This is a genomic window from Enterobacter cloacae complex sp. CARB60 (assembly GCF_036487345.1).
GTDB lineage: Bacteria > Pseudomonadota > Gammaproteobacteria > Enterobacterales > Enterobacteriaceae > Enterobacter > Enterobacter asburiae_D.
This window is the reverse complement of sequence record NZ_JAZKLC010000002.1, coordinates 4,514,169-4,527,345: the sequence shown is the minus strand read 5'-3', so window position 1 is coordinate 4,527,345 and position 13,177 is coordinate 4,514,169. Positions and strand designations below refer to the sequence as shown.

14 protein-coding genes are annotated in these 13,177 nt (G+C 56.5%); 3 read left to right on the top strand and 11 right to left on the bottom strand.

Annotated features, from left to right (window positions below; genetic code table 11):
- Positions 1-62 precede the first annotated feature (62 nt).
- A complete protein-coding gene (locus V4835_RS22770) occupies positions 63-803 on the top strand; it encodes a MipA/OmpV family protein (RefSeq protein ID WP_331413843.1) in 741 nt (246 codons plus the stop codon).
- 56 nt (positions 804-859) lie between these two features.
- Here V4835_RS22770 and araD read toward each other — a convergent pair whose 3' ends face one another.
- From araD to yiaK, 8 genes are all read right to left on the bottom strand, one after another.
- On the bottom strand, positions 860-1,555 hold the full coding sequence (gene araD, locus V4835_RS22765; protein ID WP_331413842.1) for an L-ribulose-5-phosphate 4-epimerase: 696 nt from the start codon (positions 1,553-1,555) through the stop codon (positions 860-862).
- A complete protein-coding gene (locus tag V4835_RS22760; protein WP_331413841.1) occupies positions 1,549-2,409 on the bottom strand; it encodes an L-ribulose-5-phosphate 3-epimerase in 861 nt (286 codons plus the stop codon). Before V4835_RS22760 ends, araD begins: the two co-directional genes overlap by 7 nt.
- A 2-nt stretch (positions 2,410-2,411) precedes the next feature.
- Positions 2,412-3,065 (bottom strand): 3-keto-L-gulonate-6-phosphate decarboxylase UlaD, encoded by a 654-nt coding sequence (ulaD, locus tag V4835_RS22755; protein WP_331413840.1) that lies wholly within the window; start codon positions 3,063-3,065, stop codon positions 2,412-2,414.
- Positions 3,062-4,567, bottom strand: a complete 1,506-nt coding sequence (locus V4835_RS22750; RefSeq protein ID WP_331413839.1) for an FGGY-family carbohydrate kinase — start codon at positions 4,565-4,567, stop codon at positions 3,062-3,064. The genes ulaD and V4835_RS22750 overlap by 4 nt, the downstream gene beginning before the upstream one ends.
- Before the next feature lie 94 nt (positions 4,568-4,661).
- Positions 4,662-5,981: an MFS transporter gene (locus V4835_RS22745; RefSeq protein ID WP_331413838.1), complete on the bottom strand. Its 1,320-nt coding sequence runs from the start codon at positions 5,979-5,981 to the stop codon at positions 4,662-4,664.
- A 44-nt stretch (positions 5,982-6,025) separates the two neighbouring features.
- Positions 6,026-6,952, bottom strand: a complete 927-nt coding sequence (locus tag V4835_RS22740) for a DUF4862 family protein (RefSeq protein WP_331413837.1) — start codon at positions 6,950-6,952, stop codon at positions 6,026-6,028.
- A gap of 26 nt (positions 6,953-6,978) precedes the next feature.
- The gene (locus tag V4835_RS22735) at positions 6,979-7,446 is read right to left on the bottom strand and encodes a YhcH/YjgK/YiaL family protein (protein WP_331413835.1); all 468 of its coding nucleotides are present in this window, start codon (positions 7,444-7,446) and stop codon (positions 6,979-6,981) included.
- Positions 7,447-7,456: 10 nt separating this feature from the next.
- A complete protein-coding gene (yiaK, locus tag V4835_RS22730) occupies positions 7,457-8,455 on the bottom strand; it encodes a 3-dehydro-L-gulonate 2-dehydrogenase (RefSeq protein WP_331413834.1) in 999 nt (332 codons plus the stop codon).
- A 225-nt stretch (positions 8,456-8,680) separates the two neighbouring features.
- On the opposite strand from yiaK, the gene yiaJ reads away from it, so the two are divergent.
- Both yiaJ and V4835_RS22720 read left to right on the top strand, forming a co-directional pair.
- Entirely contained in the window at positions 8,681-9,499 is an 819-nt protein-coding gene (yiaJ, locus tag V4835_RS22725; RefSeq protein ID WP_021242452.1) for an IclR family transcriptional regulator YiaJ, read from the top strand.
- Between the two features lie 3 nt (positions 9,500-9,502).
- On the top strand, positions 9,503-9,958 hold the full coding sequence (locus tag V4835_RS22720) for a 4Fe-4S dicluster domain-containing protein (protein WP_063145351.1): 456 nt from the start codon (positions 9,503-9,505) through the stop codon (positions 9,956-9,958).
- Here V4835_RS22720 and V4835_RS22715 read toward each other — a convergent pair.
- The 3 genes from V4835_RS22715 to V4835_RS22705 all read right to left on the bottom strand — a co-directional run bounded on the left by V4835_RS22715 (position 9,942) and on the right by V4835_RS22705 (position 12,901).
- Entirely contained in the window at positions 9,942-11,660 is a 1,719-nt protein-coding gene (locus tag V4835_RS22715) for a ShlB/FhaC/HecB family hemolysin secretion/activation protein (RefSeq protein WP_063145352.1), read from the bottom strand. The two genes, V4835_RS22720 and V4835_RS22715, sit on opposite strands and share 17 nt — an antisense overlap.
- A 90-nt stretch (positions 11,661-11,750) precedes the next feature.
- Positions 11,751-12,617, bottom strand: a complete 867-nt coding sequence (locus V4835_RS22710) for a collagen-like triple helix repeat-containing protein (RefSeq protein WP_331413831.1) — start codon at positions 12,615-12,617, stop codon at positions 11,751-11,753.
- A gap of 5 nt (positions 12,618-12,622) precedes the next feature.
- Positions 12,623-12,901, bottom strand: a complete 279-nt coding sequence (locus V4835_RS22705) for a hypothetical protein (RefSeq protein WP_331413829.1) — start codon at positions 12,899-12,901, stop codon at positions 12,623-12,625.
- Positions 12,902-13,177 lie beyond the last annotated feature (276 nt).

Sequence of the window (13,177 nt, the reverse complement as noted above, 5' to 3'; positions counted from 1 at the left end):
TGGCAAATTTGTAACCATTATTATGCGCCTCGCTTGTTTGGCATTTTAATGGATTACATGTAATGACTATTAAATACAATTTACTCATCGCTGCCGCGTTATTTGCAACATCCTCAGCAATGGCCGGAGACTTTTCACTTGGAGCGGGGGCTGTATTTAATGAGTCTCCTTACAAAGGCTATAACGAAAATACGACCGCAGTACCGTTAATTAGCTACGAAGGCGATCGCTTTTACGTTCGCCAGACCACCGGCGGGTGGATCCTGTGGAAAGACGCAAAAAATGAATTCAGCCTGACCGCGTCGTGGATGCCGCTGCATTTCGATCCTGATGACAACGATGACCATCAGATGAAGCAGCTTGATGAGCGTAAAGCGTCAGCCTTCCTCGGCGGCGCGTACTACCGCCATGAAAGCTGGGGTTCGCTGAAAGTGGCGGTCTCGGGTGATGCCACGGATGAAAGCGGTGGCGTGGTGGGCGAGGTATCGTACTTCCGTCCGATCAGAATGGAGCGCCTGACCCTGACGCCTTCTGTTGGTGTGTTCTACAGCGACGAAAGCTATAACGACTACTACTACGGCGTATCCGGCAGCGAGTCTCGCCGTTCAGGACTGGAGCAATACACCGCCGGTGACAGCTGGTCGCCATACGTCGGCCTGGCGGCTAAATATCAGTTAACCCAGAAGCTGTACCTCAACGCCAGCGCGGTCTACACCGTGTTGCCTGACGACGTGAAGAACAGCCCGATGATCGACCGCGACGACAGCTTCGCGCTGATGACCGGCCTGACCTGGCGTTTCTGATGCGGTAAAGCCGGGTGGCGGCTTCGCCTTACCCGGCCTACGATCTGTAAAGAGCATCACTGGCCGTAATAGGCATTCGCCCCGTGCTTGCGCAGATAATGCTTGTCGAGCAGCTCCTGCTGCATAACCGGTAACTGCGGTGCGAGCTGGCGTGAGAACAGGCCCATGTACGCGCACTCTTCCAGCACGACGGCATTGTGGACCGCATCGGCAGCGTCTTTACCCCAGGCGAACGGGCCGTGGGAGTGGACCAGCACTGCCGGGATCTGCATCGGGCTGAGATCGCGCTCCTCGAAGGTTTTGATGATCACTTCACCCGTCTGGTATTCATATTCTCCGGCAATCTCTGCCGTGGTCATCAGGCGCGTGCAGGGAATGGTTCCGTAGAAATAGTCCGCGTGCGTTGTGCCCCAGGCGGGTAAATCCTGCCCCGCCTGCGACCAGATGGTGGCGTGGCGAGAATGGGTATGCACGATGCCGCCAATCTCCGGGTAGCGACGGTACAGCGCAAGATGGGTGGGCGTGTCTGATGAGGGTTTTTTATTACCCTCGACAACCTGGCCCGTGGCGATATTCACCACCACCATATCTTCCACTGTCATCACGTCGTACTCCACGCCGGAGGGCTTGATCACCATCATGCCGCTTTTGCGGTCAACCGCGCTGACGTTGCCCCAGGTAAAGGTCACCAGCTGGTGGGCGGGCAGCGCCAGGTTTGCTGCCAGCACCTCGGCTTTGAGTTGTTCTAACATGTCATGCCTCCTTCCTGCATACGGGCTTCAATCCAGCGGCGCGCCTGGATGATTTCCAGCACCGGCTCTTTTGCTTTTTCAGTCCACATTTCAATCAGAAACGCGCCGCGATAGTTCAGCTTATTCAGCGTGTTAAATACGCCGACAAAATCGACGCAGCCTTCGCCAAACGGCACGTCGCGGAACTGCCCGGGACTTTGCGCGGTGACGGGTTGAGTATCTTTCAGGTGAATAGCCGCAATGCGGTCAATGCCCAGCGTCAGCTCGGCGGTGACGTCGTTGCCCCACGCGCTCAGGTTGCCAACGTCTGGGTAAACGCTGAACCACGGCGAGGCGAGCATATCGTCCCACTTTTTCCATTTGCTGATGGAGTTCATAAACGCGGTATCCATGATCTCTACCGCCAGCATCACCTGCGCGGCGGCGGCCCGCTCTACCGCCCACGCCAGCCCGTCGGCAAAACGCTGCTGCGTCCCTTCATCGTGCTCTTCGTAATAGACGTCATACCCGGCAAGCTGGATGGTGCGAATGCCCAAGTCACGCGCCAGCCTGATGGCTTTGGTCATGATCTCGCGGGCGCGTTCGCGCACGGTTTCATCGCGGCTGCCAAACGGGAAGCGACGGTGGGCAGACAAGCACATGGAGGGGATTGCCACACCGGTTTCCAGCATCGCTTCAACCAGCGAAGCGCGCTGCGTGGTGCTCCAGTCGAGGCGTGATAATCGCTCGTCGGTTTCATCAACCGACATCTCTACAAAATCGAACCCGCAGCTTTTCGCCAGTACCAGGCGTTCCGGCCAGGAGAGATCTTTCGGCAGCGCTTTTTCGTAAATCCCTAACGGATGCTGACGCATGGTTACGCTCCCCAGATGTCGCGAATTTGCGAATGGAATGCCTGCGCCACCTGCGGCGGATTAGCGGCACCTGCCAGCGCGCGCCCGGCAATAAAGGCTTTAACGTTGATCTGCTTAAACAGCGTCAGATCGGCGGGGGTGATGCCGCCGGTAATTGAAAGCTGTAAACCGATGTCGGAGAGCGCTTTCATTTTCGCGAGATCCGCTTCGCCCCACTGCTGGCCGCTCGCCTGTGCGTCGCGCCCGCGATGGTAGATTGCCTGCTTCACGCCGACGCGATGCCACGCGCGCGCGTCGTCCAGCGTCCAGTTACCAAAGAGTTCTATCTGGATTTCTCCCCCGCAGCGCAGTGCCACCTCGTGGCCTCGTTCAACGGTGGCCAGCGGTGCAGCGCAGATGATGGTCATCCAGTTCGCGCCCGCGCCAAACGCCTGTTCTGCCAGCGTTTCTCCGGCGTCGGCCACTTTCCAGTCCGCAACGATAATTTTATCCGGGCACTGCTCGCGCAGGGCGCGCACGGCGTTCAGCCCTTCGGTCAGGCACAAAATGGTGCCCGCTTCGACGATATCGACGTGATCTGCAAGCGTCGCGACGTCGCGCTGCGCGGCCTGCAGTGAAGTGTGGTCGAGCGCCAGCTGCAGTAATGGTCGGCTCATAGGTCGTACTCCTTAACACGGGCGTGATAGCCCTGTAGTGCTGAAATCAGTAGCTGGTAACGGTGATATTTGCGCTGGTAGGCCGCATGGGCGCGCATGTCCGGTTCAATCACCCGGATGTCATGTTTGAGCGCGCGCTGCGCTGAGTGGAAGTCGGTGAACACACCGGTGCCCACCATCGCCGCCAGCGCCGCGCCGGAACAGCCGGTCTCTTCCACCTGCGGCAGTTCAATGGCCAGCCCGCTGACGTCGGCGAGCATTTGCATCCACTCGTCCGAATGGGTTGGACCACCCGTCACGCGCAGTGCCTGCACCTGGGTAAAGCGTTCGAGCATGCGGTTGAGGTGGGTCATGTGGCTGAACACCACGCCTTCGTAAACCGCCTGCAGCAGGTGCGCGCGGGTGTGTAGCGCCTGCATGCCGTAGAAACCGCTGGTCATCTCCAGCCCGGCGTTGCTGCCATAGAGGAACGGCAGGAAGAACAGATCGCTTTCCGCTTTCGGCAGGCTGGAAACAGCCTGGTTGATCTCATCGAATGACATATCGCCCCACTGTGCGGTGAGCCACTCAAGATTGCCGGACGAGGTGGGGCTGGCTTCGTGAACGATGTACTGCTGCGGGTGCACGTAACGGCCATAGACGTACGGGAAAGGTTCGTTGTCGCGAAGCGCACTGGCGATCCCGCTGGTGACGGCCCAGGTGCCCATCACGGCATTTAGCGTGTGTTGGTCTTGCAGCCCGGCGCAGACTGCGGTGGAAACCACATCAAACAGTCCACCCACGACGGGCGTACCCGCCGCGAGACCGGTAAGGGCGGCTGCCTGAGCGGTGATTTCCCCGCAAATTTCTGCTGAACCGACAATCGGCGGCAGGGCGCCGTCAATTTCGCTGATACCGAGCCAGCGCGTAAGCTGTGGGTCGTATTTCCCGGTATTCATGTTGTAGAGATTGGACTCGGAGATATTGCTCTCCTCGCAGCCCTTCACGCCGGTCAGACACCAGCGCAGATAGTCGTGCGCCATCATCACGCTGCCAATCTGCTGGTACCGCTGCGGCTCGTTCTCTTTCACCCAGCGCAGGAGCGAGGCCGGGTGCCCGGTCCACAGCGTCTGGCGCGTATGCGGATAAAGCTTTGCGGGAATGCCGTCCTGCTGCCAGCGCTGCACAATGTCCAGCGCCCGGCGGTCAGAGGAGAGTATGGCGTTGCCCAGCGGTTGGTCCTGTTTATCGAGCAGAAACAGTCCCTTGCCCTGTGCAGAAATGCCGACCCCTTTAATCTGGTTGCCGTTTACGCCTGAATTCTTAAGCAACGCGGCGATGGTTGCGTGGCAGTGCTGCCAGAGCTGGGGCATATCCCGCTCCGCATAGCCTGCGCGCGGGCTGAGCGTGGCAACCGAGCGACGTTCGATACAGACTTCCTTACCCTGGCTGTTGTATAAACCGGCTTTCAGATAAGTACCGCCACAATCGATACCCAGCCAGAAGGGCTCTTTTTCACTCATCTTCATCTCACTTATTCGCCGGGTGGCGCTTCGCTTACCCGGCCTACGGTTCGGTTTTCTCCCTCTCCCGTGGGAGAGGGGTGGGGTGAGGGCATCAGGCCGCACGCTTGTGTGGCGTCACCGTGGGATTAGGCTCTGCGCCAGCATCGCATTTCGCCGGTAACAGCAGGGCCAGCAGCGACGCCAGCGCCAGAGACACCGCCAGGCAGTAAACGCCCGCATCTTTGCTGTACAGGGTGATCAGCACGCCAACCGCATACGGGCCACAGAAGCCGCCGAGGTTGCCCAGGGCGTTGATCACGCCGCGCGCGCCGCCCGCCATCTCGGCGCTGAACAGTCGCGCCGGAATGGTCCAGAACACGCCCGCGGCGGATTGCAGGAAGAACCCGCAGCCTACCAGGGCGGAATACGCCAGCCAGGTGTTTGCTTTCAGCGCCACGGAGAGGAACATGCAGAGCGCAAAGCCAATCAACGGCAGGGAGACAAACAGCTTGCGCTTGCCGGTGCGGTCAGAAAGCGTAGAGAACAGGAACATGCCCGCAATGGCCCCGATGTAGGGCAGGATGGCGAGCATACCCACCTGACCAATGCTGGTGTGCGTCAGCTCTTTCAGGATGGTCGGCAGCCAGAGCGTGTAACCGTAAATCCCGGTCTGGTAGAAGAAGTTCAGGGCGATCAGCTGCCACATGGTTTTGTCGGACAGCACCGCGCTGAGCGAGGCATTTTTTACCTCTTTGCCAGCGATGGCCTGCTGCTCCGCCGCCAGCGTTTGCACCAGATAGTTTTTCTCCGCCTCTGAGATCCAGCGGGCTTCCTGCGGACGGTCGTACACGGTGAACGCCCACAGCACCAGCACAACGACGGACATCAGACCTTCAATGATGAACAGCCAGCGCCAGTCGAGTGCGGTAATAATCCAGCCCGACAGCGGGGCGGTGATAATCCCGGCGATGGGCACGAACATGATCACAATCGCGTTGGCGCGACCGCGCTCGGCGTCCGGGAACCAGTTGCTGATCATGGTGAGCACAACGGGCAGCATCCCGCCTTCCGCCACGCCGAGTAAGAAGCGCAGCACCAGAAGCTGATACTGATTCGTTACGAGGCCCGTGAGCACCGAGATCACCGCCCAGGCAACCAGCGACCAGCCGATAAACTTCTTGCCGCTGCCGTGCACGGCAATCTTGCCGCCGGGAACCTGCAGGAACAGATAGCCGATAAAGAAGATCCCGCCCGCCAGGCCCGCCATCGTTGCGGTAATACCTAATTCTTCATCCATACCACCCGGCATCGCAAACGCGATATTCACGCGGTCCATATATGAAATAATGCAGGCGATAAGAATGGGAGGAATGATTCTTAGCCAGCGCTGGCGCGGAATGTCCGCATGTAGAGCATGAGTAGAAATATTCATAGTTAATCTCTCAGTAATGTAACCGGAATAAACTTTTATTATTGTTATTGCGTTGCTTTATTCATTTCGCTAATACCGTCGCGCAAAATGGCGATGCGATGGCTGACGTCAGCATTAGCATTTATTTCCAGTAATTTAATACCGGAGAATTTCAACGTTGCGGCGCTCGCCGCAGTAAAGAGTGATTTTGCATGTTCAGTGGACATCAAACTGTCGGCGCAGAATGAAGAAAACGGCGCGTGCAGATCCTGCCATTCTCCGTACTCCCCGTGGCTGGTCGTGCCCGAAAACATCAGTGCACCCAGTTTCCCGGCGTTGAGCGCGGCCTGAACATGGTCAAGCGGAAGGGTCGTGCTGCGGCCTTCGATGGCCGAACGCGCCCAGTTGATGCAGACGCTGATATCCGTCTCTTTCACCACCTCCAGCACCTGCTCTAAGGGCAGGAAGCCCTTGCGCGGTGCCGGGCCGTTCATGGCATCGCAGTGTTCCAGCACCAGATCGCAGTCCCAGTCCCAGCCCGCGATTTCCCGAATCGAGCGGGAAAACGCTTCGGTAGCCTGTTCGACGGAAGCATTGCCCGCCTGCGGGGCTGCCTGCATTTCCAGGGCAATCACTTTGCCCGGATAACGGGAGTTCACGGCGTTAACTTTCTGGTGCAGATGCCGGTAAAAGTCTACACACGCTTTACGCTGCGCTTCGTCGGCTGAGGCCAGGCCAAACGCGCCGTTGTTACCGCGACGACGCATGGTTTCCATCACTGCCGTGACCACAATTTGCCATTCACCCGGCGTATGGCGGAACAGCCATTCGTCGCCGAGAGGATGCAGATTTTCAAGGCAAGGCTGTTCCAGCCCGCGAATATTCGGGGTGTCGGAAAGTTCCCGCCAGAAGGTTTGTTCTTCTTCTTCCCCTTTCTGGTGAAACGAGGGTGCGCAGGGGTACGCACCAATAATAAAACCGGTGTTGGTCATTTCGCGTTCCTGTATTTATCAGAAAATTAATCTAATTCGCTGATTGCCACTTTCACCACAATTTTACGAATTGTGGCTTCCTTGTTTTTAATACAGGCAGGACGGTGTACATCCTGCGGGAAAAATATGGCATAGCTGCCGGGTATCATTTCGATAAACGATTCATTTTCACTGTCGCGATAAAAAATAATATCTCGCTGTTCCAGTAATGATTCGCTTATTTCGTTATTGCCGGTATCAATAGCGATACCGATTTTCTCTTTACCCCAGGCCAAAAACTGAATATCCAGATAGCGGCGGTGCACTTCCGGACGGTTCTCGTGCGGTTCCTTTGTCGTCAGGTCGAGAACCTGGGCAAAAATAGTGCGGCCTTCAATTTCCACCACGCCTGGCGCCAGGGCGGTGAAATCCGTGGTGCGTAGAAAATTAAGTGCTTTTTCAATCGCCTGCGGCAGGCGACACGGATTTGGCTGTGAAATATGTCCGAATATCATGGTCCACTCCTTACAGAGACTGGATTTTCGCCCACACGCTGTCGTCAACCGTGATGCCGTCGCGGCGGTTCTCTTCCAGCAGGCGCGTGAATTCATGCCCCGGCAGACGGACGGCGACGTTTTCATCAGCGCGTTCGGCGGTGATGACGAAGTCCATGATGCGCTGAAGTTTGGCATCTCGGGTTGGGCCGTCGATCAGGCGATCAACCTCGATGGCGATAAAGATCTGCGAGACGCCATACTCGTCGCTGTTGTCCTGGGTCACTTCCGCGACGGAGGAACCGTTGGAGAGCAGGGTGGCGATCATGTCGAGCACGATGGATAAGCCTGAACCTTTCCAGTAGCCCATCGGCAGAATACGGCGGTTTTTCTCAATCACGCCCGGCTCTCGGGTGAGATTGCCCTCGTCGTCGAAGCCGCCATCGACCGGCAGCTCGCGCCCGGCCAGGCGATTCACTTCCAGCATGCCGTAGGAGAACATCGACATCGACATGTCGACCATAGTGATCGGGTTAGAGGGAATAGCCACGATCAGCGGGTTGGTGCCGATGCAGCACTCTTTTGATCCCCATGCGGGCATCACGGCAATGGAGTTAGTCCAGCAAATGCCAATATAGCCCTTCTCCGCCGCCTGCCAGCCGTAGCTGCCGCCGCGCATCCAGTGGTTGGCGTTACGCAGCGCCACCAGACCAATACCGTGGTCGGACGCCAGCTCGGTGGCGCGATCCATCATCTTTTTCGCCGTCAGGTTGCCGATGGAGCGCTGGGCATCCCACTGTTCGATAGCCCCTAATGTCATCACCCGTTTTGGCTGGGCGTCGGGAATGATATCGCCTGCATCAAGCTGCTGAATAAAGCGTGGAAAACGGTTAACGCCGTGCGAATAAACGCCGGATTCCGTGGTGCGGGCAAACATCTCGGCGCAGGCGTCTGCGGTTTCCGCTTTCACGCCGCGATCGAGCAGGACCCGATTGAACGCCGCTTTCAACTCTTCAAAGGTCACTTTCATCCCTGTTCTCCTGTTCTTTTAAGGGGCAAGTGCGAGTGCTTTTTTATCGCTAAATTTCACTATGCGAAATCTGATTTCAAATATAGCGATCAAATTTTGTCAGATCAACGACATTCATGTTTTTCAAAATCGATTAAAATCAAATGGTTGTGTTTTTTCTGTTGAGATCGTGAACTGAACCACACTTTGCGCTACCATCAGGGCGCGACAAAAAGGAGCCATTTAATGAGCATGAAAGAGAGCGAAATGACGCAAGAAAAAGAGAGGCCAGCAGGCAGCCAGAGCTTGTTTCGCGGCCTGATGCTGATTGAGATCCTCAGCAACTATCCGAACGGATGTCCGCTTGCGCATTTATCGGAACTGGCGGGGCTGAATAAGAGCACGGTGCACCGCTTGCTGCAGGGGCTACAGTCGTGCGGGTACGTGACCCCGGCACCCGCGGCGGGCAGCTATCGCCTGACCACCAAATTTATCGCCGTCGGGCAAAAGGCGCTGTCGTCGCTGAATATCATTCACGTGGCCGCTCCGCACCTCGAAGCGCTGAACATCGCGACCGGCGAGACGGTGAACTTCTCCAGCCGGGAAGACGACCACGCGATCCTGATTTACAAGCTCGAACCGACAACCGGTATGCTGCGCACGCGCGCCTATATCGGTCAGCATATGCCGCTCTACTGCTCCGCAATGGGCAAGATCTACATGGCGTTTGGTCATCAGGATTACGTGGCGAGCTACTGGGAAAGCCATCAGGAACAGATCCAACCTTTGACGCGCAACACCATCACTGAGCTGAGCGCCATGTATGATGAGCTGGCGGAAATTCGCGATCGCAGCATGGCGATGGACAAAGAAGAGAACGAGCTGGGGGTTTCCTGCATTGCCGTGCCGGTATTTGATATCCACGGCCGCGTCCCGTATGCGATCTCCATTTCGCTTTCAACGTCGCGCATGAAGCAGGTGGGTGAGAAGAACTTACTCAAGCCGCTGCGCGAAACGGCAGAGGCTATTTCAAAAGAGCTGGGTTTTAACGTGCGCGAGGCGTAACAGATGAACCGATTTATCATGGCGGATGCGGAAAAATGCATTGGGTGTCGCACCTGCGAAGTGGCCTGCGCGGTGTCGCATCAGGGCGCTGTCTCCGCTAATGCCTTTACGCCCCGCCTTCGGGTGGTTAAAGGGGGCGCTTACACTACGGCAGTGGGTTGCCATCAGTGCGAGGATGCGCCCTGTGCTAACGTCTGTCCAACCCATGCCATCAGCCGTACGGCGGGAGCCTGGCTCGTTGAGCAGACGCGCTGCATCGGGTGCAAAAGCTGTGTGGTGGCGTGTCCGTTTGGCGCGATGCAGGTTCGTCTGGAGGGAAATAAGCCGCAGGCGCTGAAATGTGATTTATGTGTGCATCGCGAAGGCGGACCGGCCTGCGTGGAGGCCTGTCCAACCCACGCGCTGCGCTGTGTTGACCCTGTCAGTATTCGGGCTGAAAAGCTTACTGCATTTTATTGAAATTCCACGTGAACGTCAGACTGTAGCGCCAGTCCCTGTTGCGACTGTCTGTCGGAACATCACCGACGGGTCTTGCCGCCTCCACCGTGACGCTATAGTGGCGCGTATCGCCTATCATCACCCCGGTAGCCACTGACCCGAGCCGCTGATGAGGTAAGCCGGACGTGTTAAACCAGGTTTGCGCGGTATCGGCCAGGATATAGGGTTGGATAGTGGCAAGCCAGGTGCTCTCTTTCCGCATCTTGATATAGCGCAGTTCTACCTGCCCGCCATAGCCGTAATCACCGCTTGCTTCACTGTCCTGGTATCCACGGCCAAAGCGCTGGGCACCGAAGCTAACGCGTTCGGGCTCTGGCAACGTGTTATTTGACCAGTCTCCCTCCCAGGAGGTTGATAGCCGCCACTTATCGGCAAACAGCCAGGCAGCGTCCAGATAGCTTTTTGTGAGCGTAAAATTCATATCGGGTTTAGGGGCTGAGACGATATCGGCCCCCATCGCATCAATACCCTGACGGACGTTGAGCCGGCCGCTGATGCTGGCGGTTGTGAATTGATGCGCACCATTAATTCCCACTTCCAGCGCAGGATACCGCGCGTGTTGGTTGAGGGAATCCAGTTTATAGGTTTTGCCCTGCAGTCTGGCCTGCAGGGCATAATCATCCTGGCGGTCGGTATAATCAAAACCGCCGGTGAGATTAATTTGTGATTTTTGCGTCAGCAGCAATGGATAGCCAAACGTCACGCCGCCGTTGTACTGCGTTGTTTTTTGCTTCGAATCGACCTGAATATTATTGGGCAAAGAGAGCAGGGGTGAAAAATCTCGCGGATCTTCACGGTAATAGCTGCCTTTGAGCTGCATCGTCAGCCCTTCATCGTTTAAAAACTGCTGCCAGTTCAGACCGACATAGTTTTTTCGCGTGTTGCTATCTAAGGGTATAAGCGTGGCCACGCCCAGCTGATCGCCGTAACTTGTCAGGTTGCTGAGCGTGCCGTTCAGCATCATTAAATCTTGCCCTTTACGGGTATCGATCGTGGAAGCGATATTCCAGCTCCGCTCCTGATTACCGGTTATCTGCATCGCCGCCGCGCCATAGATATTGGTTGGCAGCTGCGCGTTAGCCGTGACCGGAACGTTCGGGGTGCGGGTCATCAGCTGGCTATAGCGATCGAACGTATTCTGAGTCAGGGGTTTTTCCCCCATGATCTTTTCTGACAAACGTTTAAGGCGCGCGGCGATATTGGGGTTATTACTGGTTATGTCGCTGTGAGCGACGTACCCTTCGACCAGGACAATTTTAATATTTCCCTGCTGGAAATTATCATCCGGCAGCCAGGCATAGGAGAGCGGAAAACCGTCGGCCTTATAGCGCGCCGTAATATCATTTACCAGCCCCGTGAGCGTTTTTAGCGGCACGGTTTTTCCGGCATAAGGCCTGAAGGGTTTAAGTAATTCCTGCAAGGGATAACGCGTGCCGCCAATAAACTGAATGTGATGAATGGTAATGGGCGTTTCAGGCGTTAGCGTTGACTGCGGTTTTTCTATTTTGACTTTCGGCTGTGGGACGGTCTCAGGCTGTTCCGGGGCAACGTTACGAGAAACTTGCGCCGGGTTATCTGGGTTAATAATAGAGGGCAGTGTATCGGCGCGGGCCATGCTCAGCACAACCAGCCCCGTCAGCGAAAAAAGGAAATGGTTTTTCATCGCGCTATCCCTGTTCGTCATTCCCGGTTAGGGGGAGTGTCGCTGTACAACGCGCCCCTGAAGCAGGGGCGCAGAAAGGCAATAACCGTTTTACTGTTTTGGCGTCAGCAGACCGGAGGTTAACGTGTTGAGACCGTTGACCGGGTTAGTTGTCGACGTGTTTTGACTTGATGTTGTTGCTGCGTTGGCCGTAACGCCAGCAGTCAGGGTATTGAGGGTCGTATTGACCGTTGCACCCAGGCTGTTGTTCGTGGCCGCCACATTTGCATTGGCCGTGAGAGAGCCCGATCCTCCTCCGGTTGTCGAAGAGGCGGGTTTCACCAGCGTGCCGCTATCCGTCACCGTCTGGCCGACGTTCTGTACGACCTGACCCACGCCGTTAAGCCCGCTATTACTGTTGCTGACGTTGGTCCCCACGCCGCTCACGGTGTTTCCAACCTGCGTCAGCAGACCGTTGACCGGTGTGCCGAGACCCGTCGTGGTGCCCACGCTTTGCGTCACGCCCTGTACTCCGCCCAGCGTCTTGTTGGCAACGGTTGTGGTATCGGTTGTTACCTGCGTTATAGCAGGGCTACTTACCGTGTTGGTTAAACCTGTGCCGGTGTTACTGACCAGTTGCCCTGTACTGTTTACCACGCTGCCCGTCAGGCCGGTTACGCCACTGACCGGTGTTCCTGAAGTAGAACTCGCCAGGCCCGTGCCTACCGTTGAAACGGTATTGCCCAATGAAGTGACCGACGTAGTCACGCCTTTAACCGTTGTCCCCACACCGTTCGCGTTACCCGGATTGCCAACGCCGGTTGTGACGCCAGTCCCCACGGTAGAGACGGCGCTACCAACGCCGCTGACGGTTGTTGAAACGGTTGATGTTACAGGATTATTTGTCGGAATCTGGCTTCCCAGGCTGTCCACCGTAGAGCCGACGCTGGTCACCGTTTTACCGGCATCACCCAGCACAGTATTCACACCTGCAGTGGTTGTGCCGCCACCGCCCGTGTTGCCTGTTCCGGTTCCTCCGCTGCCGTTACCCCCGGTCCCCGTTCCTGAGCCTGTTCCGGAGCCTGAGCCCGTGCCCGTGCCTGAGCCTGAACCGGAACCGGAACCGGAGCCTGTCCCTGATCCTGAGCCAGATCCGTTACTACCTGAACCACCATTGTTAGCCGTTGTGCCACTTCCGTCACCCGAGCCGGTATTACTTCCGGTTGCAGGGTTATTTTTGGCTGTTGAGTGAGATCCGCCACCGCTTCCACTGCAGGCAGAAAGAGAGAACGCGAGCAGTACCGCAGCAGCAATTACGCTGATGCGACTAGCATTATTAGGTAGCATAAAAATACTCCACGCAATAGAACGCCGAGCGGCGTATTAGTGAGTATATGCAGTATTTTAAAAATGCACACAGACTCGCTTCGAGGATATTTTTCTGCCAGTGCTGTTGGTTTTAAATTTTATATAACAAGGGGTTAATTGAATTATTATTTAACGTGCACTTAATTATTTTCTAATTACTATAGCGCCAT

What these genes read in the sequence shown, in the direction of transcription:
- V4835_RS22770 (WP_331413843.1), top strand. Translation starts at nt 63, where the DNA reads ATGACTATTAAATACAATTTACTCATCGCTGCCGCGTTATTTGCAACA.
- araD (WP_331413842.1), bottom strand. Translation starts at nt 1,555, where the DNA reads ATGTTAGAACAACTCAAAGCCGAGGTGCTGGCAGCAAACCTGGCGCTG.
- V4835_RS22760 (WP_331413841.1), bottom strand. Translation starts at nt 2,409, where the DNA reads ATGCGTCAGCATCCGTTAGGGATTTACGAAAAAGCGCTGCCGAAAGAT.
- ulaD (WP_331413840.1), bottom strand. Translation starts at nt 3,065, where the DNA reads ATGAGCCGACCATTACTGCAGCTGGCGCTCGACCACACTTCACTGCAG.
- V4835_RS22750 (WP_331413839.1), bottom strand. Translation starts at nt 4,567, where the DNA reads ATGAGTGAAAAAGAGCCCTTCTGGCTGGGTATCGATTGTGGCGGTACT.
- V4835_RS22745 (WP_331413838.1), bottom strand. Translation starts at nt 5,981, where the DNA reads ATGAATATTTCTACTCATGCTCTACATGCGGACATTCCGCGCCAGCGC.
- V4835_RS22740 (WP_331413837.1), bottom strand. Translation starts at nt 6,952, where the DNA reads ATGACCAACACCGGTTTTATTATTGGTGCGTACCCCTGCGCACCCTCG.
- V4835_RS22735 (WP_331413835.1), bottom strand. Translation starts at nt 7,446, where the DNA reads ATGATATTCGGACATATTTCACAGCCAAATCCGTGTCGCCTGCCGCAG.
- yiaK (WP_331413834.1), bottom strand. Translation starts at nt 8,455, where the DNA reads ATGAAAGTGACCTTTGAAGAGTTGAAAGCGGCGTTCAATCGGGTCCTG.
- yiaJ (WP_021242452.1), top strand. Translation starts at nt 8,681, where the DNA reads ATGAGCATGAAAGAGAGCGAAATGACGCAAGAAAAAGAGAGGCCAGCA.
- V4835_RS22720 (WP_063145351.1), top strand. Translation starts at nt 9,503, where the DNA reads ATGAACCGATTTATCATGGCGGATGCGGAAAAATGCATTGGGTGTCGC.
- V4835_RS22715 (WP_063145352.1), bottom strand. Translation starts at nt 11,660, where the DNA reads ATGAAAAACCATTTCCTTTTTTCGCTGACGGGGCTGGTTGTGCTGAGC.